Annotated in this window: 25 protein-coding genes; 17 read left to right on the plus strand and 8 right to left on the minus strand. The window is 68.4% G+C overall.

Features of this window, described 5'->3' with window-relative positions; genetic code table 11:
- Window positions 1-11 precede the first annotated feature (11 nt).
- The 3 genes from DB354_RS04810 to DB354_RS04820 are packed head-to-tail and all read left to right on the plus strand — an operon-like array spanning window position 12 to window position 996.
- Entirely contained in the window at window positions 12-347 is a 336-nt protein-coding gene (locus DB354_RS04810; protein WP_107834299.1) for a DUF883 family protein, read from the plus strand.
- Complete coding sequence (locus DB354_RS04815; protein ID WP_107834300.1) at window positions 344-745, plus strand: phage holin family protein; 402 nt, start codon at window positions 344-346, stop codon at window positions 743-745. The genes DB354_RS04810 and DB354_RS04815 overlap by 4 nt, the downstream gene beginning before the upstream one ends.
- Window positions 724-996: a hypothetical protein gene (locus DB354_RS04820; protein ID WP_107834301.1), complete on the plus strand. Its 273-nt coding sequence runs from the start codon at window positions 724-726 to the stop codon at window positions 994-996. Before DB354_RS04815 ends, DB354_RS04820 begins: the two co-directional genes overlap by 22 nt.
- 111 nt (window positions 997-1,107) lie before the next feature.
- Here the strand turns inward: DB354_RS04820 and DB354_RS04825 are convergent, their stop codons facing one another.
- Both DB354_RS04825 and DB354_RS04830 read right to left on the minus strand, forming a co-directional pair.
- Window positions 1,108-2,631 (minus strand): glycosyltransferase family 39 protein, encoded by a 1,524-nt coding sequence (locus DB354_RS04825; RefSeq protein WP_107834302.1) that lies wholly within the window; start codon window positions 2,629-2,631, stop codon window positions 1,108-1,110.
- Window positions 2,632-2,761: 130 nt separating this feature from the next.
- Window positions 2,762-3,781 carry an NAD(P)-dependent alcohol dehydrogenase gene (locus DB354_RS04830; RefSeq protein ID WP_107834303.1) on the minus strand — a complete coding sequence of 340 codons (1,020 nt, stop codon included), beginning with the start codon at window positions 3,779-3,781 and terminating at the stop codon, window positions 2,762-2,764.
- 300 nt (window positions 3,782-4,081) lie between these two features.
- On the opposite strand from DB354_RS04830, the gene nadA reads away from it, so the two are divergent.
- Window positions 4,082-5,125, plus strand: a complete 1,044-nt coding sequence (nadA, locus tag DB354_RS04835) for a quinolinate synthase NadA (RefSeq protein WP_107834304.1) — start codon at window positions 4,082-4,084, stop codon at window positions 5,123-5,125.
- Between the two features lie 189 nt (window positions 5,126-5,314).
- On the opposite strand, the gene DB354_RS04840 is transcribed toward nadA, so the two are convergent.
- The gene (locus tag DB354_RS04840) at window positions 5,315-6,322 is read right to left on the minus strand and encodes a lytic transglycosylase domain-containing protein (RefSeq protein WP_107834305.1); all 1,008 of its coding nucleotides are present in this window, start codon (window positions 6,320-6,322) and stop codon (window positions 5,315-5,317) included.
- Between the two features lie 207 nt (window positions 6,323-6,529).
- Here DB354_RS04840 and DB354_RS04845 point away from each other — a divergent pair, with 207 nt between their 5' ends.
- The 5 genes from DB354_RS04845 (at window position 6,530) to DB354_RS04865 (ending at window position 10,619) form a co-directional block, all read left to right on the plus strand.
- Entirely contained in the window at window positions 6,530-7,315 is a 786-nt protein-coding gene (locus DB354_RS04845) for a hypothetical protein (RefSeq protein ID WP_146180112.1), read from the plus strand.
- 177 nt (window positions 7,316-7,492) lie between these two features.
- Complete coding sequence (miaB, locus tag DB354_RS04850; protein ID WP_107834307.1) at window positions 7,493-8,866, plus strand: tRNA (N6-isopentenyl adenosine(37)-C2)-methylthiotransferase MiaB; 1,374 nt, start codon at window positions 7,493-7,495, stop codon at window positions 8,864-8,866.
- A gap of 41 nt (window positions 8,867-8,907) precedes the next feature.
- Window positions 8,908-9,351 (plus strand): four helix bundle protein, encoded by a 444-nt coding sequence (locus tag DB354_RS04855; protein WP_107834308.1) that lies wholly within the window; start codon window positions 8,908-8,910, stop codon window positions 9,349-9,351.
- 44 nt (window positions 9,352-9,395) lie between these two features.
- Window positions 9,396-9,935, plus strand: a complete 540-nt coding sequence (locus tag DB354_RS04860) for a hypothetical protein (RefSeq protein WP_107834309.1) — start codon at window positions 9,396-9,398, stop codon at window positions 9,933-9,935.
- 96 nt (window positions 9,936-10,031) lie between these two features.
- Window positions 10,032-10,619 (plus strand): AAA family ATPase, encoded by a 588-nt coding sequence (locus DB354_RS04865; RefSeq protein ID WP_233256556.1) that lies wholly within the window; start codon window positions 10,032-10,034, stop codon window positions 10,617-10,619.
- A 26-nt stretch (window positions 10,620-10,645) separates the two neighbouring features.
- On the opposite strand, the gene nadB is transcribed toward DB354_RS04865, so the two are convergent.
- Window positions 10,646-12,202: an L-aspartate oxidase gene (nadB, locus tag DB354_RS04870; RefSeq protein WP_107834311.1), complete on the minus strand. Its 1,557-nt coding sequence runs from the start codon at window positions 12,200-12,202 to the stop codon at window positions 10,646-10,648.
- Window positions 12,199-13,092, minus strand: a complete 894-nt coding sequence (gene nadC / locus DB354_RS04875; protein WP_107834312.1) for a carboxylating nicotinate-nucleotide diphosphorylase — start codon at window positions 13,090-13,092, stop codon at window positions 12,199-12,201. Before nadC ends, nadB begins: the two co-directional genes overlap by 4 nt.
- A gap of 173 nt (window positions 13,093-13,265) precedes the next feature.
- Here nadC and rhlP point away from each other — a divergent pair, with 173 nt between their 5' ends.
- From rhlP to DB354_RS04900, 5 genes are all read left to right on the plus strand, one after another.
- Window positions 13,266-14,132, plus strand: a complete 867-nt coding sequence (gene rhlP, locus DB354_RS04880; protein WP_107834313.1) for a rhombotarget lipoprotein — start codon at window positions 13,266-13,268, stop codon at window positions 14,130-14,132.
- Window positions 14,133-14,158: 26 nt separating this feature from the next.
- The gene (gene rrtA, locus DB354_RS04885) at window positions 14,159-14,725 is read left to right on the plus strand and encodes a rhombosortase (RefSeq protein ID WP_233256557.1); all 567 of its coding nucleotides are present in this window, start codon (window positions 14,159-14,161) and stop codon (window positions 14,723-14,725) included.
- Window positions 14,726-14,803: 78 nt separating this feature from the next.
- The gene (locus DB354_RS04890) at window positions 14,804-16,213 is read left to right on the plus strand and encodes a hypothetical protein (protein WP_107834315.1); all 1,410 of its coding nucleotides are present in this window, start codon (window positions 14,804-14,806) and stop codon (window positions 16,211-16,213) included.
- The gene (locus tag DB354_RS04895) at window positions 16,213-17,271 is read left to right on the plus strand and encodes a 3-deoxy-7-phosphoheptulonate synthase (protein WP_107834366.1); all 1,059 of its coding nucleotides are present in this window, start codon (window positions 16,213-16,215) and stop codon (window positions 17,269-17,271) included. Before DB354_RS04890 ends, DB354_RS04895 begins: the two co-directional genes overlap by 1 nt.
- Window positions 17,272-17,304: 33 nt before the next feature.
- Window positions 17,305-18,003: a DNA alkylation repair protein gene (locus DB354_RS04900; protein WP_107834316.1), complete on the plus strand. Its 699-nt coding sequence runs from the start codon at window positions 17,305-17,307 to the stop codon at window positions 18,001-18,003.
- Between the two features lie 218 nt (window positions 18,004-18,221).
- On the opposite strand, the gene rlmN is transcribed toward DB354_RS04900, so the two are convergent.
- Window positions 18,222-19,319 carry a 23S rRNA (adenine(2503)-C(2))-methyltransferase RlmN gene (rlmN, locus tag DB354_RS04905; protein ID WP_107834367.1) on the minus strand — a complete coding sequence of 366 codons (1,098 nt, stop codon included), beginning with the start codon at window positions 19,317-19,319 and terminating at the stop codon, window positions 18,222-18,224.
- 78 nt (window positions 19,320-19,397) lie between these two features.
- Complete coding sequence (locus DB354_RS04910; protein WP_107834317.1) at window positions 19,398-19,667, minus strand: hypothetical protein; 270 nt, start codon at window positions 19,665-19,667, stop codon at window positions 19,398-19,400.
- Window positions 19,668-19,878: 211 nt separating this feature from the next.
- On the opposite strand from DB354_RS04910, the gene DB354_RS04915 reads away from it, so the two are divergent.
- Entirely contained in the window at window positions 19,879-20,457 is a 579-nt protein-coding gene (locus tag DB354_RS04915) for a MarC family protein (RefSeq protein WP_158277376.1), read from the plus strand.
- A gap of 92 nt (window positions 20,458-20,549) precedes the next feature.
- On the opposite strand, the gene DB354_RS04920 is transcribed toward DB354_RS04915, so the two are convergent.
- Window positions 20,550-21,788, minus strand: a complete 1,239-nt coding sequence (locus tag DB354_RS04920; RefSeq protein WP_107834319.1) for an ArgE/DapE family deacylase — start codon at window positions 21,786-21,788, stop codon at window positions 20,550-20,552.
- A gap of 225 nt (window positions 21,789-22,013) precedes the next feature.
- On the opposite strand from DB354_RS04920, the gene pdxH reads away from it, so the two are divergent.
- Together pdxH and DB354_RS04930 are read left to right on the plus strand one after the other, a co-directional pair.
- Window positions 22,014-22,649 carry a pyridoxamine 5'-phosphate oxidase gene (pdxH, locus tag DB354_RS04925; protein ID WP_107834320.1) on the plus strand — a complete coding sequence of 212 codons (636 nt, stop codon included), beginning with the start codon at window positions 22,014-22,016 and terminating at the stop codon, window positions 22,647-22,649.
- An 85-nt stretch (window positions 22,650-22,734) separates the two neighbouring features.
- Window positions 22,735-24,309 (plus strand): ATP-binding protein, encoded by a 1,575-nt coding sequence (locus DB354_RS04930; RefSeq protein WP_107834321.1) that lies wholly within the window; start codon window positions 22,735-22,737, stop codon window positions 24,307-24,309.
- Window positions 24,310-24,352: the final 43 nt, after the last annotated feature.

Genomic DNA, 24,352 nt, shown 5'->3' on the forward strand with positions numbered 1-24,352 from the left:
CCCCCACGATCATGGAAACGTACTTCCCGGACATGGATGAAGCCCAGAGCCGGATCGCGCGTGAGCGCGTGATGGACGATTTGCGCACGCTGGCGGCGGACGCCGAGGCCCTGTTGCGTGCGACGGCCGACGACGCGAGCGGGGCGGCCAAGGAGACGCGGGCGCGGCTCGCGGCCGCGGTCGAGAAGGCAAAGGCAACCTGCGAGGACCTGCATGCGCGCGGCCTGGCGTCGGCGCGCGAGGCGGCGAAGAAGGCCGATACGACGATTCGCGCGCACCCGTACGAGTCGATCGCGGTGGCGTTTGGCGTCGGCGTGCTGCTCGGGGTTTTGCTGCGCCGCAAATGAGCGCGTCGGAGGACAACGGTTCGCCTCCGGCCGGTGGCGGCGTGGACGTGGCGCAGCAGATCGGCGCCTCGGCGCTCGGGCTCGTCCGAACCCGGCTCGAGTTGCTGGGCGTGGAATTGCAGGAGGAAAAGCTGCGGCTCGTTTCGCTCCTCGTGTGGCTCGCCGTCGCGGTGACGCTGATCGCGGCCGGGCTGCTGGTGACCATCGGCACGCTCGCGCTGCTGTTGTGGGACGAGGCGGGCTACCTCGGGCTGGCGGGACTCGCCGGGCTCACGCTGGCGGCCGGCGCCGGCCTGCTTTGGTGGTTGCGGCGGCGCGTGCGGCGCGGGCCGGGGCCATTTGCGGCCACGATCGGGGAATTCAAAAAGGACATCCAATGCCTGCGACCCTCGCCATGAACGAACTCGCGGCGCGCAAGCAGCTCCTGATCGCGGAGTCGGACCTGCATCGCCAGATGCTCGCGACCAGCACGGCGCAGCTGCGCCAAGGCTGGAGCTCGGTCAGCGGCCTCGCGGGCGGGTTGGGCGGCGGCAGCCGCTGGCTGCTGCTCGGCGGCCTTGCCCTCGGCGGGTTCCTGGCCGTGCGGCACTGGCGTTCGCTGCTGCGCTGGGCGCCGAGCGTGCTCGGCGCGTGGCGAATGTTCCGGTAGCAGACTGTCGGACTGCGTCCGCCAGTCTGCTAAGCAAAATGGCGGAGCCATTTTGGGAGGAAGAGCGGGCCTATCGGCACGGAGGAAACGAGCTGGTGGCGCTTCGAGGGTCTAGCTGCGGGGGCGGGGACCGGTGACGCGCAGAAACCACACGCGGGACATGTGGTAGGTGAGCAGCGTGCAGGTGGGGAGTTCGGGGAACGTGCCCGGGTGGTTGGCGATTGTTTCCACGACGAATTCGCGGCGGAGGCGGGCGAGGTTCGCGGCGGTGCCTTCGTCCGCATAGTCCGCGATGCGCAGCAGCACGGGCTGGCTGCTGTCCTGAAAATGCGCGGCGAGGCGCCTGAGCGGTTCGTCCACGAGCAGGAGCTCCTCCCATTTCGCGGCGTCCGAATGCTGTTCCGCGGCGACCTGGGCAATGCGGTCGTGCGCGGCGTTTGCCTGGCCGGAATACTCCTGGCCGATCAGGCGGGCGGTGACGCTGGCCGGACGCGCGAGAGCCGCGACCAACAGGACCGCGGCGAGCGGCACCGCCAGGCGGAGAGAGCGGTGGTGCGCCAGCCGGACGAGTTCCACGAGGCCCCAGGCGGCGAGGATCAGGAACAGGGGCAGCACGTGGCTGAGATTGCGTTCGAAGAACACCGAACGGGTGGCGAAGTAGCCGCCAAACAGGAGCACCGGCACCGCCGCCAGCGCGAGCACGACCCACCGGCGCAGCACGGCCAGCCGGACGAGGCCGAAGATGAACAACGCGAAAGTGGTCCAGCCAAGGGTTGAGCCAAAGTAGCGCAGCATCATGTCGCCCGTCCACCCGCCATCGATGTGGCTGTGCGGTGGGTGAACGCCGGCGTACTGCGTCATCAGGTCTCGGATACCGCTGAGGTAGGCGGCGGGGTGAAGCATCGCGCCGGGCGCTCCGACCGCGAAGCCGAGGGCCAGGACGCAGAAGGTGGCCGCGGCGAGGGCGACGCGCCGCCCGAGCGGCAGCGGTTGGCCCAGCAGGGGGACGAGCGGCAGCCACGCGAGGATCAGGAGCGAGACTTTGCAGGCGATGAGCAGGCCCAGCAGGAAGCCGGCGCCCAGTACACGCCAGGAAGAGAACCGCGGAGTGGGCACGCACAGCAGGATGGCGCCGAGTGTGAGCGCGGTCGTGAGCGGCTCGGGGCGGATGTAGTGGGCGTCCTGCACCAGGAGTGGCGCCACCGCCACGAACAAGGTCGCGACGACCGCCGTGGAAAAATCGAGGAGCCGACGCGCCAGGTTGAACGAGAGCAGGACGACGGCGGCGCCGAGCAGCGCGACGAAGAACCGGAAGACGTGAAACCCGGAGTCGCGCGTGCGCCATCCCTCGAGCCCGGGGATGAGCCGGACGCCCTGGTCGAACAGGTACGTGGCGTACAGGTGGGTCGAAAAGTTGTACTGGTTGCGGCGGAGATCCTCCGAGAGGTCGGCCTTGATCCAGTTGTTGTCCCAGTCCGACGTCGTGCGGAGATGCTGCACCACTCCCAGGGTGATCGCTTCGTCGGACTGGCCGTGGACGTTGTCGAAATAGACGAACCGGAGCGTGACGCCAAAGACGAGCACGCTGACCGCGAGAAGCCACGGCAGGACTGAGCGCAAGCGGGGGGAGAGCATGGACCGGATCGGCCGCGAAGGTTGGGGCGACCCGCGGCCGACCGAAACCGATTGGCGCTCTCCTGTCGACGGCGTTGGCGAGGACGAAAATGGGGTAGCCGGGGCCACCCTCGCTCTTTCCCGGCGTGCGTCAGCGGAAGTCGGCTTCGAGCACGACGCGGTAGCGGGCCTTGCCTTCGCGCAGGTGGGTGAGCGCGTCGTTCACGCGCGACATCGGGAAGCGCTCGACCTGCGGGGCAATTTGATGGCGCGCGCAGAAGGCGAGCATCTTGTCGACGGTCGCCGGGCTGCCGGTGGGCGAACCGGAGACCGATTTCTGGCCGGAGATCAGACCGAAGGCGGCGATCGGGATGGGCTCGAGGACGGCCCCGACGAAGTGCATGCGGCCCTTGGGCGCGAGCGTGGCGAGCAGGGCCTTCCAGTCGAGCGGCGCGTTCACCGTCACGAGGAGGAAGTCGAGCGTGCCGGCGATTTGCTTGAGCGCGGCGGCGTCCTTCGAGTTCACCGCGTGGTGCGCGCCGAGCCGGCGGGCCTCGTCACGCTTGCTGTCGCTGGAGGTGAATGCGGTGACCTCGCAGCCCCATTTGTTGAGGAACTGGAGCGCGAGATGGCCGAGTCCGCCAATGCCGACGACGCCCACGCGGTCGGTGGAGCGCACGCGGAACTCGACGATGGGGTTGAAGACCGTGATGCCACCGCAGAGGAGCGGGCCGGCGGAGATGGGATCGACGCCGGCCGGGATCGGCGTGGCCCACACCCAGTGGCAGCGCACGCGCTCGGCGAAGCCGCCGGGGCGGCCGACGATGGTGCCCTCGACGTCGACGCAGAGATTGTGGTCGCCCGCGAGGCACGCGGGGCACGCGAGGCAGCTGCCGGAGTTCCAGCCGAGCCCCACGCGATCGCCCACCTTGACGCGCTTCGCCTGCGGGCCGGTGGCGACGACCGTGCCGGTGACCTCGTGGCCCGGGATGATCGGGTACTTCGTCATCCCCCACTCGTTGTCCAACATCGACAGGTCGGAATGGCAGATGCCGCAGGTCTCGACCTTGATCTCGACCTGTTCGGGTCCGAGCGGGCCGGGTTCGTAGGCGAACGGCTGGAGCGGGGCGCGCGGGCTGAGCGCGGCGTAGGCGTTGATCTTGGTGCTCATGCGGTGGCGAGGGTGGCAGGATAACGGGCGGGTCGGCGGGTGCAAATGGCTCGGCGGGAATGACTCGGCGCGGGAGCAGGACGGTTGGGCGGACGAGTGGCGGGCCCATGGGCCGGACGCAACGCAGGCGGCCGAAAGCCGAGATAACACGCCAAATCTGGCGTATTATCGGCGATAACACGCCAGATTTGGCGCGTTATCTCGGGTCGCCGTGATTTCGGTCAAAGCCCGACGCTGGTTTTTGCCGTCGGGCGGGCTGGGGTTTTGACTGGGGCGGGCGATGGACTTTCATTGCCGGCGATGATCGCCACCGAGGACGCCATTGAAGTCGAAGCCGAGCGGCTGCTGCGCTCGATGATGCACGTGGAGTGCGATCCGCGGGGCCGGAAATGGAACCTGGAAACCTGCCGTGAGATCGCGCCGCTGACCCTCGAGATCAACCGGCTGAAGCAGGAGAAAGGCGCGGTGATCCTGGCGCACTCGTACGTCGAACCGGAGATCATCTACGGCGTGGCGGACTACCGCGGGGACTCGTATTTCCTGAGCCTCAAGGCGCGGGACTCGCAGGCGAAGATGATCGTGTTCGCGGGTGTGGTGTTCATGGCCGAGACTGCGAAGATCCTGTCGCCGGAGGCGATGGTGGTCGTGCCGGACCGCGGCTCTGGCTGCTCGTTGGCGGACTCCATCACCGGCGAGGACGTGCGGAAGCTGAAGGGGCTGTATCCGGACGCGACGGTCGTGTGCTACATCAACAGCACGGCGGAGGTGAAGGCGGAGTCGGACGTGTGTGTCACCTCGGGCAACGTTTACCACATCGTCTCGAACCTGCCGGCGCGGCGGATCCTCTTCGTGCCCGACCGGTTGATGGGGCAGAACCTGCGCGACGAGCTGAAGCGCCGGGGCGTGGACAAGGAGATCATCACGTCTGACGGCACCTGCATGGTGCACGACGAGTTCACGCCGGCGGACATCGCCGAGGCGCGCGTGCGTTTTCCCGGGCTGAAGGTGGTGGCGCACCCGGAGTGCACGCCGGAGGTCGCGCGGGCGGCCGACTTTGTGGGGAGCACGGGCGCGATGATGAAGTACGTGAAGACGACCGGGGCGCCGTATTTCCTGATGCTGACCGAGTGCGGACTGGTGGGGCGGCTGCAGGTGGAGACGCCGGAGAAGACGTTCATCGGCGGCTGCCGGCTCTGTCCCTACATGAAGCTCAACTCGCTGGAGAAGGTGCGGGATGTCCTGCGCGCCCCGCGTCCGGACCAAGTGGTGGTGCTGGACGAGCAGATCCGCCAGCGTGCGGCCCGCTGCATTGATCGGATGTTTGAGCTGTCACCTGCGGAGTGAGAGTGAAAGTGAGAGTGAAAGTGGCAGGCGTTCGGAGCCTGGGAGGGAAATTCAGTCGTTACGTGTTGGTCTGAAGGTATATAAGGTTTTCACCCGCTCCTGCGGGTCGGTCTCGTTCCCACGGCGGCTAAACCTGCAACCTGCCAACCTTTCCACTTGAAACGTGATGCCGACCGGCGTTGCCGGCCGTCACCACAGGTTCGTGCCGGAGCGGACGGCGACGAGGGCGCAGACTTTGGGGACGTACATCCGGGTTTCGGCGGGGAGCGCGTCGGCGATACTGGCGTAGTCGCGGGCCTGGCGTTTCGCGAGAGCGCGGCTGACGCGACCTTCGCCGGCGTTGTACGCGGCGAGCGCGAGAGGCCAGCTACCGAACCTGCCATGCAGACGGCGGAGGTAGCGGGCGGCGGCGCGGGCGGATTTCTCCGGGTGCTCGCGTTCGTCGGGCAGAAACGTGTCGAGGCCGAGCGAGCGGGCGGTCTCGGGCATGAGTTGGAACAACCCGCGCGCGCCGACCGGGCTGCGGGCCTGGGGGTTGAACGAGCTCTCGGCCTCGGCCAGCCATACGAGCGAGGGCGGCGCGCCCTCGGCCACGAACACTTCGCGCAACGTCGGCACCAGTTCGCTGGCGCGGCCGGGAATCGGGCGGTTTTTGACCCGGGAAAACCAGAGATCGTAGTACGGGACCGGTTCGCCGGGCGTGGGCGGCGGCAAACCTGGTTTGCCGGGCTCCGGGCGCGGGGCGGGCTTCGGGCGAGGCGCCGGCAGGGACTTCGCCTGCTGCGCTGCGTCGAGTTCATCGAGCCGCTGGGCAAGCCAGTCGGCCAACTCGCCCTCGGCCCCGGCGAGTCGCAATGCGTTCAGGAGGTTGCGCGCCTCAGGCGCCCGCGCCGCCATCTCGTCGAGCGAGTCGCCCTCGAGGGCGGCCTGAAGGCGTGACACAAGTTGGGCCCACTGTTCCTTCGAAGGAAACATGTACTCCTCCTTCACCTCGGGCGGCGCGTATTCCTCAAAGAGCTGACGGCCAGCTTCATACAACGCGTCCGGGTCAAAGGCGGCGGGGTTCTGCGCGGGGGCCGAGGCTCCCTGCGGTGGGGGCGTGGCGGGGGGCGGGGCTCCGGGCGTGACGGCCCAAGCCGGACTGGCGGCCAACAGGAGGGCCACGGGTACGGGTGAAAGGAGGAGCCGGAGACGCATGCGGGGGGCTGAGACACGAGGATTTCAGTTCGGGCGCAAGTTCGCGCACGTTTCTGCCCCGGCTGTTCCCACAACCGGAACGTCAGTGTCTCGCTTTTGCTACAGTGCCGTAGCCGACGATTTTCTTCCGATTTGTTAATGCCAGAATAATAGGAAGTAATGAAACGCGGCGGTCGTTGGCATCCGAGCTGCAATGGCGCGCCGACCATGTGTTTCCCACGCATCCCACTCGTGGTCGCTGCCTTCTGCGCGGCCGCATCCTGTCTATCTGCCGTCGAGCCGGTCCGGCTGCCCGAGCTGGGCGCGACGCGCTTTGTTGAGCGCGATGGCCATCTCGTTGCTGAACTGGGCCTTTATGGCCCGTTTGGCGGGTTCAAAGTGCGCGAGTCTCATCCCGTGCTGACCACCGTCACGGTTCCGGACGAGGCCAAGAACCAGGTCCTAATCAAGCTGAGGTCCTGGATCGGCTACAAGGAGCTCGGGCCCGAGGCCGTGATCAACTTCTCCATCCCGGAGTACCAGCCGATCTATACCATTGGATACGTTGAGTATGTGCCACTTGCCCTCGCGGCGGACCCGAAACTTGATGCCGGTAAGCTGGTGAATATCTCGGCCCGCGGCCAGGCCTCGCGGGGCAGCAAGCTGATCGCGGGTTTCGTCATCGACGAGCAGAGCCGATTGGTCCTCATCCGGGCCGTCGGCCCCGGACTGGCGGTCCTCAACGTCACCGATCGGATGGCCAATCCGTATGTGACGTTGTACCGCCACTCGATGCCGATCCTCTACAACGACAATTGGGGCGATCGGCTCGAGGCGGACAAGATTCCCGCGGCCGCGGCCAAGGTGGGCGCGTTTCCCCTGAGTGCTGGATCCAAGGACGCCGCGATCCTTACCGAGCTCGAACCTGGTCTGTATACGGCGGTTGCAGAGCCGTCTGACGACAACGGCAGCGGCACCGTGTTGCTCGAGGTGTATTCCATCCCGACGAATTGAGCGGGACGGTAGGAGTTCTGGCGCTGCGAGCCCTCGCGGCGCCGGGACAGATCCCGTTTGACCCTCCCGGGGCGGTGGCTACCTAGAGCCGTTTCGCACGTTGAAACGCACGCCCACCGCTCCCACCCGGACTCCGACCGCGGCTTCGCCGGCGGATCTCCGCCACGCTTCCGCCGCATGAACCGCGTCCACATCAAAACCTACGGGTGTCAGATGAACGAGCGCGACAGCGAGGCGGTGGCGGCGATGCTGCGCAGCCGCGGGTACCGGATCGTGGCCGACGAGGACGAGTGCGACATCCTGCTGCTGAACACCTGCAGCGTGCGCGACGCGGCGGAGCAGAAGGCGATTGGCAAGGCCGGCTACCTGCAGCAGCGCAAAAAGAAGCAGCCGGATTTCGTCCTCGGGATCCTCGGCTGCATGGCGCAGAACCGCGGGGCGTCGCTGCTCGACCAGTTGCCGGACGTCGACCTGATCATCGGGACCCAGAAGTTTCACCAGGTGGCCGGCTATCTCGACAACCTGCGCGCGGCGCGGGAGGCGGGCGTGCCGATTGGCCAGACGATCGTCGACATCGCGGAGGAGCCGGGTTCGCAGAACACGATCAAGGACCACCTCGTGGCCGGGCCCGACGGGGCGGATGCCGCCGTGGCAGACCGGCAGGTGACGGCGTTCGTTTCGATCCAGCAGGGCTGCAACATGGACTGCGCGTTCTGCATCGTGCCGAAGACGCGCGGCGACGAACGCTCGCGGCCGATGGACGACATCGTGGCCGAGTGCCGGGCGCTGGCGGCGCGCGGCGTGCGCGAGATCACGCTGCTCGGGCAGATCGTGACGAGTTACGGCCGGCGCGACTACGTGCACACCGACGGCGTCACGCCCTTCGTGCAGCTGCTCGAGCGCGTGCACGCGGTGGATGGCATCGAGCGGATCCGGTTCACCTCGCCCCACCCTCGCGGGTTCAAGGACGACCTCGTTGCCGCCTACGGCCGGCTGCCGAAGCTTTGCGGCTACGTGCACCTGCCGATGCAGTCGGGCAGCAACCGGATCCTGCGCGCGATGAACCGGCCGTACACGCGGGAGCGCTACCGCGAGATCGTCGAGGCGCTGCGCGCGGTGCAGCCCGGGATGTATTTTTCGACCGACGTGATCGTGGGCTTTCCGGGCGAGACGGAGGACGACTTCCGCGAGACGTGCGAGCTGTTCCGCGCCTGCGATTTCGACATGGCGTACATCTTCAAGTACTCGATCCGGACCGGCACGCCGGCGGCGACGCTGCCGGACCAGGTCGATGAGGAGGTAAAGGAACGCCGCAACCAGGAGCTGCTCGCGATCCTGGAGGAAAATTCGCTGCGCCGCACGGCGGCGCTGGTCGGGACCGTGGAGCAGGTGCTCGTCGATGGCCGCGACAAGACCGGCGCGCGGCTGACCGGCCGGACGCGCGGCAACCGCGTGTGCGTTTTTGACGGACCCGCGGAGTTGATCGGGCAGATGGTGCCGCTGAAAATCACGCGGGCGACGGCGAGTACGTTGTATGGGGATCGGGGGTAAGAAATCCTTCTCCTACTCTTACTCTTTCTCTTACTCTCCCCATGCCTGCCATCTTCGATCACGAGCGCCTGGTGGCCTATCAACGAGCCTTAAAATTCATCGCATGGGTTGCGCCCCTTCTGGACGAGCTACCTGCAAAAATTTCGGTTCGTGACCAACTAGACCGAGCCAGCACCAGCATTCCGCTGAACCTGGCCGAAGGTAACGGGAAGCGTTCATTCGTGGACCGGTCGCGGTACCTGGATTCGGCCCGAGGCTCTGGTCTCGAGTGCGCGGCCTGTCTGGACGTGTTGGTAACGCGCCGCCTCCTTACGGCAGAGCGGGCCGATGAGGGAAAATCGATTCTGCTGGAAGTCGTGTCGACCACGGCCGGCTTGATTGCGCACTTTGCCAAGCAGGTGAGGGAAGAGCAGGCGGAGTATGGAGCTGCCGGCCGGACAGAGGAGAAAGAGGAAGAGGAAGAGGAAGAGGAAGAGAAAGAGTAAGAACTCGCCGGACCTCCGCGTCGCCCTCACCATTGTCCTTCTCCATGTCACTCACCCTCGCCACGATCATCACTGCACTGCTCCTCCTTGCGCTGGGGGTGCCGCTGCTCGTCGGGCATTCGCAGACGATTGCGCTGCTCAAGGCGTTTCCCCGATCGCGCCGGGCGGCGTACGTCCTGTTTTCCGCCGGGGCGGCGTGGTTCCTGTACGAAGTGGCGCATCTTTCGGTCGCGGACTTCGGGGAATACCGGGTTTACCTGTTCATCGCTTTCGCCGCGATTGCGGTGCTGGCGTTCAAGTGCGTGCCGGACTTCCTCGCGGTGCGCGGGTTGAGCGCGGTGATTCTCATGGGCGCGACGCCGCTGTTGCAGGCGGCCTACATGCAGTACGACAAGCCGCTGCGGCTCTTCATGGTGGCCTTCGTTTACGTCGCGCTCACGGTCGCGATCTGGCTCGCGGCGCAGCCGTGGCGGATGCGGGATTTCCTGGGGTGGGTGTTTGCGCAGCCCGCGCGCACGCGGGTGATTGGCGGCTGTCTCGCGGGTTACGGACTGCTGCTGACGGTCATCTCATTCACGTATTGAGGTGACGCACCGATTCCGTTTCGGTGCGGCATGACTTTGTCTGACGCCTCCAGCCCGACGTCTCGTGTGCGAGACGGCTCGTCAGCTGTCCTCCTGGTGATCGCCGGACCGGCGGGTTCGGGGAAGAGCACCCTGTGCGACCGGCTGGTGACCGAGGCGCCGGAGTTCTCGCGCGTCGTGACCACGACGACGCGGCCACCGCGGGAGGGCGAGGTCAACGGCGTGCACTATCACTTTTTCGCACCGGACGAGTTCGAACGCCGCGTCGCGGCCGGGGAGTTCCTCGAGTGGGCGCAGGTCCATGGCAACAACCGCTTCCGGATGTACGGGACGCTGCGCTCGAGCGTGCTGGAACCGCTGGCGCAAGGCCGAAGCCTCGTGATGAGCATCGACGTGCAGGGCGTGGAGAGCATTCGCCGCGCGGCCCGGGCGGACGAGCGCCTGCAGCGGGCATTGACCACGGTGTTCATCCGGGTGGACCGGGACCGGCTCGTGGCGCGCATGCGCGCGCGGGCGACGGAGGGCGAGGAGGAGATCGCGTGCCGGATGAAGACGGCGGAAGCCGAGCTGCGTGAAGCCTCGAAGTTCGATTTCATCATCGAGAGCCGCACACGCGACGAGGATTTCCACGCGCTGGAGCAGATTGTCGCCGAGGCCCGGCGGCGCGCGAGTTGTCCGCAGTGAGGGCGGCGCCGGGTCGGCGCGCCGGATCACTGCTGCTCGACGACGTAGTGGCTGCCGCGGCTGCGCGGATTGAGGCTGGCGGCGTGCACCACCAATAGCGCGGTCTGGATGGCGTTGCGGAGTTCGACGAGCTCCCGGGAGAGCCGGCAGCCGCGATAGAAACTCTGCACCTCCTCGCGCAGTTCCAGCAGGATGCGCCGGGCGCGCGTGAGGCGCTTGGGTGAGCGCACGACGCCGGCGTAGTTCCACATCGTGTGCTGGATCTGGAGCATGTCCTGACGGATGAGCACCGGATCGGCCTCGCCAGTCGGGCTTTCCCACTCGCGCGGGACGGGGAGACGAAACGCCTGCGTGGCGATGTCCTGCGCGTCGGCGAGCGCGGCGAATTTGGCGCTGACCAGGCACTCGAGCAGCGAGGTGCTGGCGAGCCGGTTGGCGCCGTGGAGGCCGGTGCAACCGGTTTCACCGATGGCGTTGAGGTGGCGGATGCTGGTGCGCCCCTGCAGGTCGGCGTGCACCCCCCCGCAGGCGAAGTGCGCCGCGGGCACGACCGGGATCGGCTGCGAGGTGATGTCCACGCCGTGCTCGAGGCACCGGCTGTAGATGCTCGGGAAGCGCTCGCGAATGAAGTCCGGCTTCATCGCCGACAGATCGAGGTAGACGCACTCGTCGCCACTCGTGGTGAGTTCGTGGGTGATCGCGCGGGCCACGATGTCGCGCGGCGCCAGGGAGCCGCGCGGGTTGATCGCGTCCATGAACCGCTCGCCGCGGGTATTGCGCAGGACGGCGCCCTCGCCGCGGATGGCCTCGGTGATGAGGAAGCGCGGGGCGTTCTTCTTCGCGAAGACCGTCGGGTGAAACTGGACGTACTCGAGGTCGATGAGGCGGGCGCCGACGCGAAACGCCATCGCCACGCCGTGGCCGACGCTGCCGGGCTGGTTGGTCGAGTGCAGGAAGATCTGCCCCAGGCCGCCGGTGGCGAGGACCGTCTTCTTCGCGACGATCGCGAGCGTCTCACCGGTCTCGGTGTTGAGCACGTACGCGCCGAAGCACGTGAGCGGCTCGTAGTGGTCGCTGACGTTGTCCGAGCTGTGCGAGAGCGTGAGCAGGTCGATCGCGACCCAGCCGAGGCGGCGGGAGATCAACGGCGTGGCGTCCACGCGCTGGGCGACCGAGGCGAGGATGGCATGCCCGGTGGTGTCCTTGGCGTGGATGATCCGGCGGGCGCTGTGCCCGCCCTCGCGGGTGAAGTCGAGCACGCCGGCGGCATCACGGTCGAAGCCGACGCCCAGTTCCTGGAGGAGGAGTTCCTCGACGGCGCGCGGTCCCTCGTGGACGAGCTGCTGGACGGCGGCCGGGTTGGCCACGCCGTCGCTGGCTTCGATGATGTCCCGCGCGAGCAGGGCGGGATCGTGGCCGACGTCGTAGATGATGCCGCCCTGGGCCCAGTCGCTGTTGGCCTGCAGCGGGCCATTGAGCGAGAGGAGTTCGACCTTGAGGCCCTTGGCGGCGGCGCGGAGCGCGTAGGCGGAGCCGGCGAGGCCGGCGCCGATGACGAGGCAGTCGGTGCGAAGGACGTTCATGGCCGGTTCTCCCGCCGCCGCTTCCGGGCCGCGGGCGGGCCGGCCTTGCTGTCGGTCGCGCCCACCAGCGTGAGGCTCAGGTCGGCCGCGGGGGCCGAGTGCGTGAGCGCGCCGATGCTGATGACATCGACGCCGGGCAGCGCGTAGTCGCGCAGGGTGTCGAAGCGCACGCCGCCGGAGACTTCGACCACCGCGGCGCCAGCAATGAGGGCGACGGCCTCGCGGACCTGCGCGGGTTTCATGTTATCGAGGAGAATGGCATCGGCCTTGGCGCGGAGCGCCTCCTTCACCTCGGGGAGGGACTTGGCTTCAACCTCAATCTTGGCGAGGTGCGGCGCGGCGGCGCGGGTGAGCTGGACGGCGCGCGTGAGGGAGCCGGCGGCGGCGATGTGGTTCTCCTTGATGAGCACGTGCTCGCCCAGGGAGGAGCGGTGATTGAAGCAACCGCCGCAGCGCACGGCGTATTTCTCGAGCGCGCGCCAGCCGGGCGTGGTCTTGCGGGTGTCCACGATGCGGACGCCGGTGCCCGCGATGGCGGCGGCGAATCTGCCCGACTGGGTGGCGACACCGGAGAGCCGTTGCAGAAAATTGAGCGCGGTGCGTTCCGCCGTGAGCAGCGAGGCCGTGGGGCCCGCGACCTGGAGGACGCGGTTGCCGCAGGCCAGCCGGTCGCCATCCCGGGCGAGGAGGGTGACCTTGAGCGCGGGGTCGACGCGCTCGAACACGCGCGCGGCGACGGCGACGCCGCAGAGGACCAGGTCCTGGGCGGCCTCGATGAAGGCACGGCTCCGATGTTGGGCGTTGAAGATCGCCCGGCTGGTCACATCGCCGAGCCCCGCGTCTTCCTCGAGCGCGAGATCGATCAGGTGGTCAGTGCGCGCAGTGATCATGATGGCCCGTCGACTAAGGCGGCGGACGCAGGGTTCCGCAACGGCGAAGCGCGGATTGGCCCGCGGAGCGCGGCGCGAGCCTGGGGAAACTCGATGGGATCATCAGCTTTATCGATGCGGGGGCCGCGGAATCCGCGTTGAATCGCCGCGGCCACCGTGGAGGATGCCGGCGCATGAACACCCCCTTGGTCCGGCTTGGCCTGGTTTCGGCGGCGATGCTCACGGCCGTCGTGGCCTTCAGCGGCTGCGCGAGCTTCTTCCGCTCTTCCCAGCAGGCGCAGCGTTCGAGCAGCGTCGTCACCTATCTGTATCCGAAGCAGGCCAACCCGGTGCCGCCGACCGCCATCCCGGTATTGCGGCTGCCGCTGCGCGTCGGCATCGCGTTTGTGCCGGCGGGCGGGACCACGGGCAGCTACCGCCTCGGGGCGGGCCTGACCGAAATGCAGAAAACGCAGCTCATGCGGCGGGTGGCGGACCAGTTCCGCGGCCTGGATTACATCGAGCGGATCGAGATCATTCCTTCCACGTACCTGCGGCCCGGCGGCGGGTTTGAAAATCTGAACCAGGTGCGCCGGATGCTGAACGTCGATGTGGTGGCGCTGGTCGGCTATGACCAGACGCAGTTCACCGACGAGAACTTCCTCTCCCTCTCTTACTGGACCATCGTCGGCGCCTACATCTTCAAGGGGAACGTCAACGACACCCACACCATCATGGAGGCCGCGGTTTACGACATCGCGTCCGAGCACCTCCTGTTCCGCGCCGGCGGCGCGAGCCAAGTCAAGGGCAGCGCGGCGGCGAAGTACGTCACCGCGAACCTGCAGGAGGATGCGGGGAAGGGCTTTGAGCAGGCGACGACCGACCTGATCCTGAATCTGCAGGCCGAGCTGGGCGCGTTTCGCGAGCGCCTGAAGCAGTCGCCGGGGGAGGTAAAGGTGGAGCGCCGGCCTGGCTACACGGGCAGCGGCGACTTTGGGCCGGGCTTTGTCGGACTGCTTGCCTTGTTGGGCGCGGCTGCCTGGCTTCGCCGGAAACATTGAGCACCGAATCGAAACCTCTTCCGCTGGTGGCGTGGCCCTGGGCCACGGCCGCCGTCATCGTCGCCGCCCTCCTGGTTTACATCATTCCCGGCGCGTCGGAGTTGCTCGTTTACGACCGGGCGCGCGTGACGCAAGGCGAGTGGTGGCGGGTGCTGACGTCGCACTGGGTGCATTTCAGCGTGAGCCACCTCTTCTGGAATGCGCTCGTGGTGGCCGTTGCCGGGAGCTGGGCCGAGCGGCTGCTGCCGTGGCGGGCGCGGATCCTCTATCTCGTGGCGGCTGGGGTGATCGGCGCCGCGCTCCATGCGCTGGAGCCGTCGCTCGCCCGCTACGGCGGTCTGTCCGGCGTGGCGGCGGGGCTCGTGGTGTTCCTCGCGATGGTGCAACTGCGCCGCGGGACCGATAGCCGCTGGTTTTGGTGGACGGTCCTGGGGCTGCTCGTGGTCAAGATCGTGGCCGAGACGCTGCTCGCCAGCCCGTTGCTCGCGCGGTTCCCCGACCCGGCGATGCGCTCCATGGCCATCGCGCACCTCGCGGGTGCCGTGGCGGGGACAATGGCGCTACGCCGCTACAAGCCCGCGACGAAAGCGTGAGGCCCTGCGCCTGAGGGGATAGCCCGGGCGACGGTTTTTTGCGTCGCGCACCCTCCGGGCGCGGCTTTTCCTCGCCGCATGGGCTTCTTTGACCGCTTCACGAGGAAGATGCCGGCGTCACAGCCGGCCAACGGCTCGCCTGTGCCCGCGGCCAACCCGCCGGCGGAGAGCGCGCCGACTCCGGTGACACCCCCGGTCGCAGCTTCGCCGGTGAAGCCACGGCTCGTGGCGGCCCGCGAGCGGCTCGAGGCAAAGGACCTGCCGGGCGCGATGGCGATTTACGAGGAGATCCTGACGATGGCGGGCGACCGCGCCGACGTGTTGGTCACGGTCTCCGGTGATCTCGGCACACACGGTCATGTGGCGCAGATCATCGAACTCGTCGCTCCGCGTTACGACGCGCAGCGGCACGGGCCGGCGACCGGGCTCAATCTCCTGCAGGCGTACCTCGCGGTCCAAAATCCGGACGCGGCGCAGCACGTGCTCGACATCCTTTTCAGCCTGAACCGGCCCGAACTCGAGGAGCGGCTGCACGGCTTCTCCAACGCGATCGCCGAGATGATGACGATGCCGGAGCCGGAAGCGGCCGCGGCTCCGGCAAGTGCGCCGACCGGCGGCACGGCGGGCGCAGCGGCCGCCCCGCAGGCGCCGAAGGTCGGACTGATTACAGTGAGCAAGCCGATCTGGTTCTACGGCCTGGAGCCGATGGCCGACGCGGTGCTGCCGCCCAAGCAGGGCCGGATGCGGCGCGTGGCGTTCACGCAGCTCTCGCTGCCAGGCATCCAGAACCTCGCCGAGGCGCTCAAGGAGCCGGAGAACGAACTCACGCGGCTGTCCCGCGCCGTGCCGGTGTGGCTGGCCGAGACGTTCTATCTGGCGGCGAACTACGCACCGGTGGCCGCGCTCGCGACGGTAACGATGCCCGACGGGGTGACGCGCCCGATGATCTTTGGCGCCGAACTCACCACCGAGCACCTGCGCCAGGTGGTGGAGGCTTCGAAGGAAGGCCTGGACTACATCTTCACGGGCGCGCTGCGCGAGCAGGCCGGGGACTGCGAACTCGTCATGCGCCTATTCGAGGTGCGCGGTTTCCGGGAGCGCAAGAAGCTGGTCCTGCGCTGGACGCCCGCCACCGCCGACGCGGAGCTGGGCCAGCTCCACGCCGAGATCCGGCGGTTCATGGAATGGACGCCGGCCGGGGCGGGCATGACCTACGCTCCGCCCGCGTCGCCGCGCGCGTGGCTGAATCTGCTGGGCGCGTCGGTGGGCTCCTTCCTCGTCGACAAGGGCGTGCTGCCGGCGGACTGCTTCATGCCCGTGGCCGCGGACCTCGAGCAGCTGGCGCCGCAGGCGGCCACCAATGAGGCGGCCTCCCTGGCGTATTTGACCCTGCGGGCCCGCGCGGCCCGACAGGGCGTCACGGCACCGGAACCCGCGCTGGCGGCGACGCCGCTGGTGCAGCAAGCGCGGGAAACCCTGGGACAATGATGCACACGCAGACCTCAGACCTGCGCATTCGCGCGCAGAAACCGCTGATCGCCCCGGCCGTGTTGGAGGAGGAGCTGCCGTTGACCGACGCCAGCGCCGAACTCGTGGCGCGGTCGCGGCGGGATATCGCCTCGATCCTGAACGGGACGGATGACCGCCTGCTCGTGGTGGTCGGGCCCTGCTCGATTCACGATCCGGGGGCGGCGCTGGACTACGCGGCGCGGCTGAAGGAAGCGGCGGCGCTGTATCCGGGCGAGCTGCTGATGGTGATGCGGGTTTATTTTGAGAAGCCGCGCACCGTGGTGGGCTGGAAAGGCCTGATCAACGACCCGTTCCTCGACGGCACGTACCAGATCAACGCCGGCCTGCGCCTCGCGCGGAAGCTGATGCGCGACGTCGTGACGCTGGGGCTGCCGGTCGGCACCGAGTTTCTGGATACGACGCTCGGCCAGTATTACGCGGACCTCGTGTCGTGGGGCGCGATTGGCGCGCGCACGGTGGAAAGCCAGGTGCATCGCGAGCTCGCGTCGGGCCTCTCGATGCCGGTCGGCTTCAAGAACCGCACCGACGGCGACGTGCGCGTGGCGGTGGACGCGATCCGCTCGGCGCGGCATCCGCACTGGTTCCCCTCGCTGACGCGCGAGGGCGCGCCGGCGGTGATGGGCACGGCCGGCAACGAGCACGGGCACCTGGTCCTGCGCGGCGGCACCAAGGGCGCAAACTATGGGACCGCCGAAGTGGCCGCGGCGGTGGCGCTGCTGGCGGAGCACGAGCTCGCACCGCACGTGATGGTCGACTGCAGCCACGCCAACAGCGGCAAGGACCCGGCGGTCGAGCCGCAGGTCGCGGCGGACATTGCGGCGCAGATCGCAGGCGGCAGCCGCGCCGTGGCCGCGGTGATGATCGAGAGCAATCTCCTCGGCGGGGCGCAGGACTTTCGGGCGCGGCCGCTCGTGTACGGGCGCAGCATCACCGACGCGTGTCTCGCGTGGGAGCAGACGCTGCCGATCTTCGCGCGGCTGGCGGAAGCGGTTCAGGCCCGGCGAGTCCGGGCGTAGTGGGATCGCGGCGACGGCGAACCTGCCCAACGCATGAGCGCGACCGCCGTTGCCGCCGAAATTCTCGCCGAGCTGCGGGCCCAGCGCAGTGAGCGCAATATCGCCGGCATGCGCCGCTTCGGTATCGCGCCGGCGGGCGAGCAACTGGGCGTATCCGCGCCGGTGCTGCGGGCGATCGCGCGCCGGCATCGGCGCGACCACGCGCTGGCGCTCGCGCTGTGGGCGACCCGCGTGCATGAGGCGCGCGGGCTGGCGACGCTGGTGGACGATCCGGCGCAGGTCACGCGGTCGCAGGTGCGTGCGTGGGCGCGGGAGCTCGACAACTGGGCGGTAACGGACGCGGCGGCGTTCCTGTTCGACCGGTGCGCGTTCGCGGCCGACGTGGCGCACGCCTACAGCCGGCGGACGCGGGAGTACGAGAAGCGGCTGGCGTTCTCGATCATGGCTGGGATGGCGGTGCACCGGAAAGAGCTGTCGGACGACGTGTTTCTCGCGTTCCTGCCGGTGATCGCGCGGGAGGCGACGGATGAGCGGAATTTCGTGCGCAAGGCGGTGAACTGGGCGCTGCGACAGATCGGCAAGCGGAACCCGCGACTGCGGCGGGCGGCGATCGCGGAGGCGCGGCGCATCCAGAAGCTGGATTCACGCGCGGCGCGCTGGATCGCGAGCGATGCGTTGCGGGAACTCGCGCGACCGCGGGCGCCGCGCCGAAAGCTACAGGTTGGAAAGTGACAAGTTGGAATGTTTTTGGCGGATGGGTCCGGGGGCGCAGGTTGGAAATAGCAGGTCGGGGCCAGAGTTCACCGCGAAGGGCCGCGAACCCAGCCGCGAAAATCTGCGGTGGTCGGCTCCGCTCCTGGGATTCCCTCCCGCCTTTTGCCTGTTTGGTCTGCGCGCAGCTCCTCGATTCCCCTGCCCTACGGCGCGGCGCGCGGGAACGTGGCGTTGGTTCAGACGGGGGAGCCGGCGCTCTTTTCGGTGGCGAGCTGGCCGCAGCCGGCGGCGATGTCGATGCCGCGGCGCTGGCGGACGGTGCTCGGCAGCGAGAACTCCTCGGCGAGGATGGACTGGAATCTCTTCGCGGCCTCGGTGCGACCGGGTGTGCCGGCGAAGCCGGGCGTGGGGTTGAGCGGGATGAGGTTTACCTGGGCGGGGAGCCCCTGGAGGAGCCGGCCGACGGCGCGTGCGTGTTCGGGCGTGTCGTTGGCGCCCTCGATCAAGGTCCACTCGTAGAAGATCCGCCGGCCGGTGCGCTCGCTGTAGGTGCGGCAGGCGGCCATGAGGGCGTCGAGCGGCCACTTCTTCGCCACCGGCACGAGGACGGCGCGTTCCGCCTGGGTGGCGGCGTGGAGGGAGACGGCAAGGCTCAGCGGGCGCTGCTCCTCGGCGAGCCGCAGGATCCCGGGCACGACGCCGACGGTGCTGACGGTGATCCGCTCGGCGGCGAGGGCGAGGCCGTTGGGATCGCGGAGAATGTCGATGGCGTGCATCACCGCGTCGTAGTTGTGCAGCGGTTCGCCCATGCCCATGAGCACGACATTCCGCAGCCGCGGGGCGACGCCGGGCGCGTGGCGGCAGTGCTTGGCGAGCGCGGGTTTGCGCAGGGCGCGGGCGACGTGGACGGCCTGGCCGACGATCTCACCCGGCGTGAGGTGGCGCGTGTAGCCCATCTGGCCGGTGGCGCAGAAGACGCAGCCCATCGCGCAGCCCACCTGACTGGAGATGCAGGCGGTGACGCGACCGTTGAAGCGCATCAGGACCGTCTCGACGGCGGCGCCGCCCTCAAGGCCCAGCAGGTACTTGCGGGTGAAACCGTCGCTCGAGTCACGCTCGGCGGTGGTGGCGAGGAGGCCGAAGCGGGTCTCGCGGGCGAGCCGCTCGCGCACGCGGGCGGGCAGCTCCGGCATGGCGGCGAAGGAGTCCGCGAGTTCGAGGTAGAGGTAGTTCCAGAGCCGGCCGACGTGGACCGGATTCAGCTCCCAGCGGCCGAACGCCGCGATGAGCTGAGGGCGGGTCAGGTCGTAGAGATTGAGCAGCGGAGCCGGCATGTGGGTCGCCACCATAGGGCGGGTGCCGGCTCCCGCAACCCCGCACGCCGATCGTGGCGGCCCGCGCGTGGCGGCAACCTAGACGTAGCGGCTGGGGGCCGGTTCGTCGTCGGGCTTGCCCTCGTAGGCGTGGACCGAGCCGGCGGAGTCGCTCCAGAGCGGCAGGTTGTTACGGCGCCACTCGCGCGTCTCGGCGACATCGCGGTGGATCTCGGCCTTGTCGGCCGCCAGCATCAGGCGGTTGAGGGCGGTGTAGAGGAGGTCCTCGGGGGAGACTCCGGCGGCGGAGGCGAAGCGGCAGACGGCGTCGTACTCCGCGTGTTCGAGATGGAGTTTGATTGCGCTCATGGGGCTCCTAGGGGGGTGAGGGCAGGCTACGCGGGGTGACCGGCGAGACAAGGTGAGGCTCCGGGCAGGCGGCAGACAGCGCTCGTCCTAATACCCGCGCCCAAACGCAAGAATTGCGCAGACACGGTCCGGCGGGAGCGACGCGGGATTACGCCGATTGGGGCAAGGCGCGTCGCTTGCGTTGGCGGGCGGGGGCAACATGCTGCGGCACATGGCCATTGTGGCAGAGAAGTTTCTTCAAGCGTTCATCCAGATGTTCATCGCGATCGACCCGGTGGGGTTGGCAGCGGTGTTTCTGGGGCTGGGCCAGGGCGTGGTGCCGAAGCAGCGGCAGCGGATCGCGCGGCAGGCGACGCTGACCGGTGGCGGCGTGGCGCTGCTCTTCCTTTTCCTGGGCACCAACATCTTCAAGGCCCTCGGCATTGTCGCGGGCGACTTCCAGATCGCGGGCGGCCTGATCCTTTTCATCCTGGCCGCGCGCGACCTGATCCAGTCGGCCACGGAACCCGAGAACGTCCCGATGGACTTCGGCGTGGTGCCGCTCGGCATGCCGCTGATCGCGGGACCGGCGCTGATTGCGACGCTGATCGTATCGGCGGAGACGCTCGGGATGCGCGTCACGCTCGCCGCGTTGGTGACCAACCTGCTGCTGGTGATGCTGGCATTCCGCTTCAGCGATCAGCTCGGCGCGCGCATCGGCGCGACCGGCCTGCGGGCGATCTCGAAGATCATCTCGATGCTGCTCGCCGCGATCGCCGTGAACATGGTGCGCCGCGGCTGGGCCGCCTGAGCGCGGAGTGACGGCGGGTGCGCCGCCTGCGGTGGGAGAACGAGAACGATCTGGCCGTTTGACGCGGGGCAGCGCCGAACGGCGCTGCCGCACTAGACTAGCGTCGTCATCAGCCGGGCGTAGATCTTGGCGCAGGCGATGAGCTCCTTGAGGCGGGCGCGTTCGTTGACGGCGTGGAAGTTCTCGCCGCCGGGACCGTAGCCGAGCGTCGGAATCTTCAGCGCGTGCGAGAAGAAGTGCATGTCGTTGAACCCGGTCGACACGTTGAACGTCGTGGGTTCGCGCCGCACCTGCGTCACGCAGTCGGCCATCGCGGTGAAGAATGGATGCGTCGGCGGCGAGAAGCAGGAGAAGTTCTCCGAGATGCCGCGCACGGTGATGCGACAGTCAGGGATCCGGCGGGCGGCGGCGGCCAGGAAGGCGCGCAGGTCGCGCTCGGCACGGGCGTGGTCCTCCAGGGGCAGCACCCGCCGGTCGATGGTGAAGCTGGCGTGCGCGGGCACGGTGTTGATCTTGGCGCCCTCGCCGCAGTGAAACACGCCGCCGAGGTTGACCGTGGGCGACATGACCTTGCCTTCGGGGGTGCGCCAGGTGGTGCGGGCGAGCTGCGCCTTGTAGTCGTCGAGCGCGAGCACGAGGGCGGACATCTTCTCGAGCGCGTTGATGCCGTGCTGCGGCAAGGAGCCGTGGGCGGCGCGGCCGTGCACGATGACCTCGAGCCAGAGGGTGCCGTTGTGGCCGCAGCAGACGGTGCTGCCTTCCCCACCCTCCATCACGACCGCGTAATCGGGAGCAATCGGGGCGTGGCGGACGAGCCAGCCGGAGCCCAGCTCGGAATCGGTCTCCTCGTCGGCGGTGAACGACACCTCGACGTTGAGCGCGGCCGGCGTGCGTGTGGCGCGCAGGGCCTGCAGCGCGAGCAGGAGGCTGGCGATGGAGCCCTTCATGTCCGATGTGCCGCGGCCGTAGATCCAGCCGCCGTCGACGGCGCCGCTGAACGGATCGCCCTGTTTCCAGGTGCCGGAGACGGGGACCACGTCGTAGTGGGCGTTGAAATGCAGGGTGCGTCGGGCCCCGGGCGCGGCCAGCTTGCCGACGACGTTGTAGCGCGGATACGCGTGCTGCTCGGGCGGCAGGACCTGTTTCAGGAGGCGGGCGGGGATCGGGTGCCGCCGCGCCTTCAGGCCGATCCGCTGGAGCTCCGTCGTCAGCCACGCGGTGATCGGCTCGTAGTTTTGACCCGGCGGATTGACGGTGGGGATTCGGACGAGGTGCTGCAGCCGGGCGACCAGGTCGTCGGCGTGTTGGTCGATGTACTCGGAAACAGTCATGGCAGGACGCGTGGGAGGACGCCGGCAAGGCGGCGCGGGCCAAGGCTGCGCCGAGGCGTCACCCGGTGGCAAACCGCGAATCTGACCCCGCGGGCGGCGGGATGAGCCGGGAAATACCGCTGCCGGCCGGGTGTCCGGCGGGCGCGGTTAGGCAACCTGAATCGGAGGCGCGGGGCGGCGTCGCGCCAATTGACAGGGTGCGCCGGGCGCGCCAGCGTCCGAAAAATGATTCTGGCCGATCTGAGGAAAGACTACTCGCTCTCGGGCCTGGCCGAAAAGGACCTGGCCCGGGATCCCTTCCGGCAGTTCGAGAAGTGGTTCGCGGAGGCGCAGGCCGCCAAGATCGTGGAGCCGAACGCGATGGTGCTGACCACGGCGACGCGCGAGGGGAAACCCTCGATCCGCACGGTGTTGCTCAAGGCGGTGGATGGCCGCGGCTTCGTGTTTTATTCGAATTACGAGAGCCGGAAAGGCCGCGAACTCGAGGGCAACCCCCGGGCGTCGCTCCTGTTCCCGTGGTACGCGTTGGAACGCCAGGTGATCGTGGAAGGCAGCACGACGAAAGTCGCGCGGGAGGAGAGCGAAGCGTATTTCCACTCCCGGCCCCGCGCCAGCCAGCTGGCAGCCTGGGGTTCGGCCCAGAGCAGCATCCTGCCGAACCGACGCGTGCTGGACGACAATCTCAAGGCCCTGGACCAGAAGTACGCCGGCCAGGAGGTGCCCCTCCCGCCCAACTGGGGTGGCTGGCGCCTGGCGCCGGAGACGGTGGAGTTCTGGCAGGGACGTCGCAGCCGGCTGCACGACCGCCTGCGCTTCCGGCGGGAGAAGGACGGCTGGACGGTGGAGCGCCTGGCTCCTTGACGGGCCTTGGATCTGACGCGGCGGGTGCTTGCGCCACCGCGTCCGATCGGGTTTTCTCGCGCTCCCCGGCGGAGTCTCGCCTCCCATGCCTTCTTCCCGCACCTCCTCTAGTCGGCGTCCCGCGGCGGTTGCCACAACCCTGCTGGCTGCGGCGCTGCGCGCCCAGAGTGCGGGCGTGTTCATCGGCGAGCGGCAGAAGGGCACGTCGAGCCTGCGGATCGTCTTCGCCAACGAGAGCTTTTGCGCGCTGACGGGCCACGCGGCGCGCGAGCTGGTGGGCCGGGATTACGAATTGCTGCAGGTGGAAGCGGCGGACCTCGAGCGGGTGCGCGAGTGGATGCCCCGGGCGAAACCCGGTGAGCCGATCGCCGGCGAAGGCGTGATCCGCCGGGCGGACGGCGCCCCGGTGTCGGTCTCCTGGAGTTTCGACCCGCTCTTCGAGGCCGGCGAGATGACGCACGTCGTGGCGACGTATCGCGACCAGACGGAGAAGCGGCGGCTGCAGGAGGCGCTGGTGCATGCGCAGCGGCTGGACGCGGTGGGCCGGCTGGCGGGCGGAGTGGCGCACGACTTCAACAACCTGATTTCGGTCATCAACGGCTACTGCGAGATTCTCGCGGCGCATGTGGCGGGCAATCCGCAGGCGATGCGCGAGGTGGCGGAGATTCACGGCGCGGGTCGCAAGGCGGCGGTGCTGACGCAGCAGTTGCTGGCCTTTAGCCGCCGCCAGCCGCTGGACATGCGGGTGCTCAATCTCAACACGCTGATCCGCGACAACGAGGCGATCCTTACGCGGCTCATCGGCGACGCCGGCAAGCTCGAGCTCGAACTCGCGCCGGACCTGGCGAACGTCCGCACCGATGCCGCGCAGTTTCAGCAGGTGGTGTTTAACCTGGTGCTCAATGCACGCGACGCGCTGCGGGGCAACGGCCGCATCGTGATCACGACGGCGAACCGGACGATCGGGCCGACGCTCAGTCATCGGGGGGAACTCGCACCCGGCCGTTACGTGGTGATGGCGGTGAAGGATAACGGCACCGGCATGGATGCCGACACGATGAAGCATCTCTTCGAGCCGTTCTTCACGACCAAGCCGGAAGGCAAGGGGACAGGCCTGGGGCTGGCGCTGGTCTACGGCGTGGTGCAGCAGAGCGGTGGCACGGTGGGCGTGAGCAGCGAGGTGCTCGCCGGCTCGCGGTTTGAAGTGTTGCTGCCGGCGGTGAAGGCGCCGGTGGAGCTGAAGCCCGGCCCGGCGATGGCGCTGCCCTCGTTGCGCGGCCACGAAACGGTGTGGATCGTCGAGCCCGACGATGTGGTGCGGAAGATGGTGGCCGGCATGCTGACGACCGACGGCTATCGCGTCACGGCGCTGAGCAATGCGGCCGACGCGCCGCGCGACCAAAGCCTGCTGCACAATGTGGAGCTGCTGATCACGAGCTTCCGGGGTGAAGGGGAAAAACTGGCGCGCCGGATCCTGAGCCGCCGCTCCGACCTGCGGGTGCTGGTGATCGGTGAAGGCGCCACGGAGGAAGGGCCGATCAAGTGGCTGGCGCCCGCGCGGCAGAAACGGCTGAACAAACCTTATGTGTTGAGCGAACTCCTGCGCGAAGTGCGGCGGTTGTTGGATACGAACGTGCAGCAGGAAGGGAAAAGGGAATGAGCGAGTAAGGGAGTGAGAAGGAAGTGAAAGTGAGAATGAGGGT

It is taken from the genome of Opitutus sp. ER46 (assembly GCF_003054705.1).
Lineage (GTDB): Bacteria > Verrucomicrobiota > Verrucomicrobiia > Opitutales > Opitutaceae > ER46.

Bases quoted from the DNA above. Each gene is read 5' to 3' on its own strand.
- DB354_RS04815 (WP_107834300.1), top strand. From the start codon at position 344: ATGAGCGCGTCGGAGGACAACGGTTCGCCTCCGGCCGGTGGCGGCGTG.
- rhlP (WP_107834313.1), top strand. From the start codon at position 13,266: ATGAACACCCCCTTGGTCCGGCTTGGCCTGGTTTCGGCGGCGATGCTC.
- DB354_RS04930 (WP_107834321.1), top strand. From the start codon at position 22,735: ATGCCTTCTTCCCGCACCTCCTCTAGTCGGCGTCCCGCGGCGGTTGCC.
- DB354_RS04825 (WP_107834302.1), bottom strand. From the start codon at position 2,631: ATGCTCTCCCCCCGCTTGCGCTCAGTCCTGCCGTGGCTTCTCGCGGTC.
- rlmN (WP_107834367.1), bottom strand. From the start codon at position 19,319: ATGCCGGCTCCGCTGCTCAATCTCTACGACCTGACCCGCCCTCAGCTC.
- nadA (WP_107834304.1), top strand. From the start codon at position 4,082: ATGATCGCCACCGAGGACGCCATTGAAGTCGAAGCCGAGCGGCTGCTG.
- DB354_RS04910 (WP_107834317.1), bottom strand. From the start codon at position 19,667: ATGAGCGCAATCAAACTCCATCTCGAACACGCGGAGTACGACGCCGTC.
- pdxH (WP_107834320.1), top strand. From the start codon at position 22,014: ATGATTCTGGCCGATCTGAGGAAAGACTACTCGCTCTCGGGCCTGGCC.
- DB354_RS04890 (WP_107834315.1), top strand. From the start codon at position 14,804: ATGGGCTTCTTTGACCGCTTCACGAGGAAGATGCCGGCGTCACAGCCG.
- DB354_RS04855 (WP_107834308.1), top strand. From the start codon at position 8,908: ATGCCTGCCATCTTCGATCACGAGCGCCTGGTGGCCTATCAACGAGCC.
- DB354_RS04840 (WP_107834305.1), bottom strand. From the start codon at position 6,322: ATGCGTCTCCGGCTCCTCCTTTCACCCGTACCCGTGGCCCTCCTGTTG.
- DB354_RS04810 (WP_107834299.1), top strand. From the start codon at position 12: ATGGAAACGTACTTCCCGGACATGGATGAAGCCCAGAGCCGGATCGCG.
- DB354_RS04830 (WP_107834303.1), bottom strand. From the start codon at position 3,781: ATGAGCACCAAGATCAACGCCTACGCCGCGCTCAGCCCGCGCGCCCCG.
- DB354_RS04860 (WP_107834309.1), top strand. From the start codon at position 9,396: ATGTCACTCACCCTCGCCACGATCATCACTGCACTGCTCCTCCTTGCG.
- DB354_RS04820 (WP_107834301.1), top strand. From the start codon at position 724: ATGCCTGCGACCCTCGCCATGAACGAACTCGCGGCGCGCAAGCAGCTC.
- DB354_RS04895 (WP_107834366.1), top strand. From the start codon at position 16,213: ATGCACACGCAGACCTCAGACCTGCGCATTCGCGCGCAGAAACCGCTG.
- DB354_RS04900 (WP_107834316.1), top strand. From the start codon at position 17,305: ATGAGCGCGACCGCCGTTGCCGCCGAAATTCTCGCCGAGCTGCGGGCC.
- miaB (WP_107834307.1), top strand. From the start codon at position 7,493: ATGAACCGCGTCCACATCAAAACCTACGGGTGTCAGATGAACGAGCGC.
- DB354_RS04845 (WP_146180112.1), top strand. From the start codon at position 6,530: ATGTGTTTCCCACGCATCCCACTCGTGGTCGCTGCCTTCTGCGCGGCC.
- nadB (WP_107834311.1), bottom strand. From the start codon at position 12,202: ATGAACGTCCTTCGCACCGACTGCCTCGTCATCGGCGCCGGCCTCGCC.
- nadC (WP_107834312.1), bottom strand. From the start codon at position 13,092: ATGATCACTGCGCGCACTGACCACCTGATCGATCTCGCGCTCGAGGAA.
- DB354_RS04920 (WP_107834319.1), bottom strand. From the start codon at position 21,788: ATGACTGTTTCCGAGTACATCGACCAACACGCCGACGACCTGGTCGCC.
- DB354_RS04915 (WP_158277376.1), top strand. From the start codon at position 19,879: ATGGCCATTGTGGCAGAGAAGTTTCTTCAAGCGTTCATCCAGATGTTC.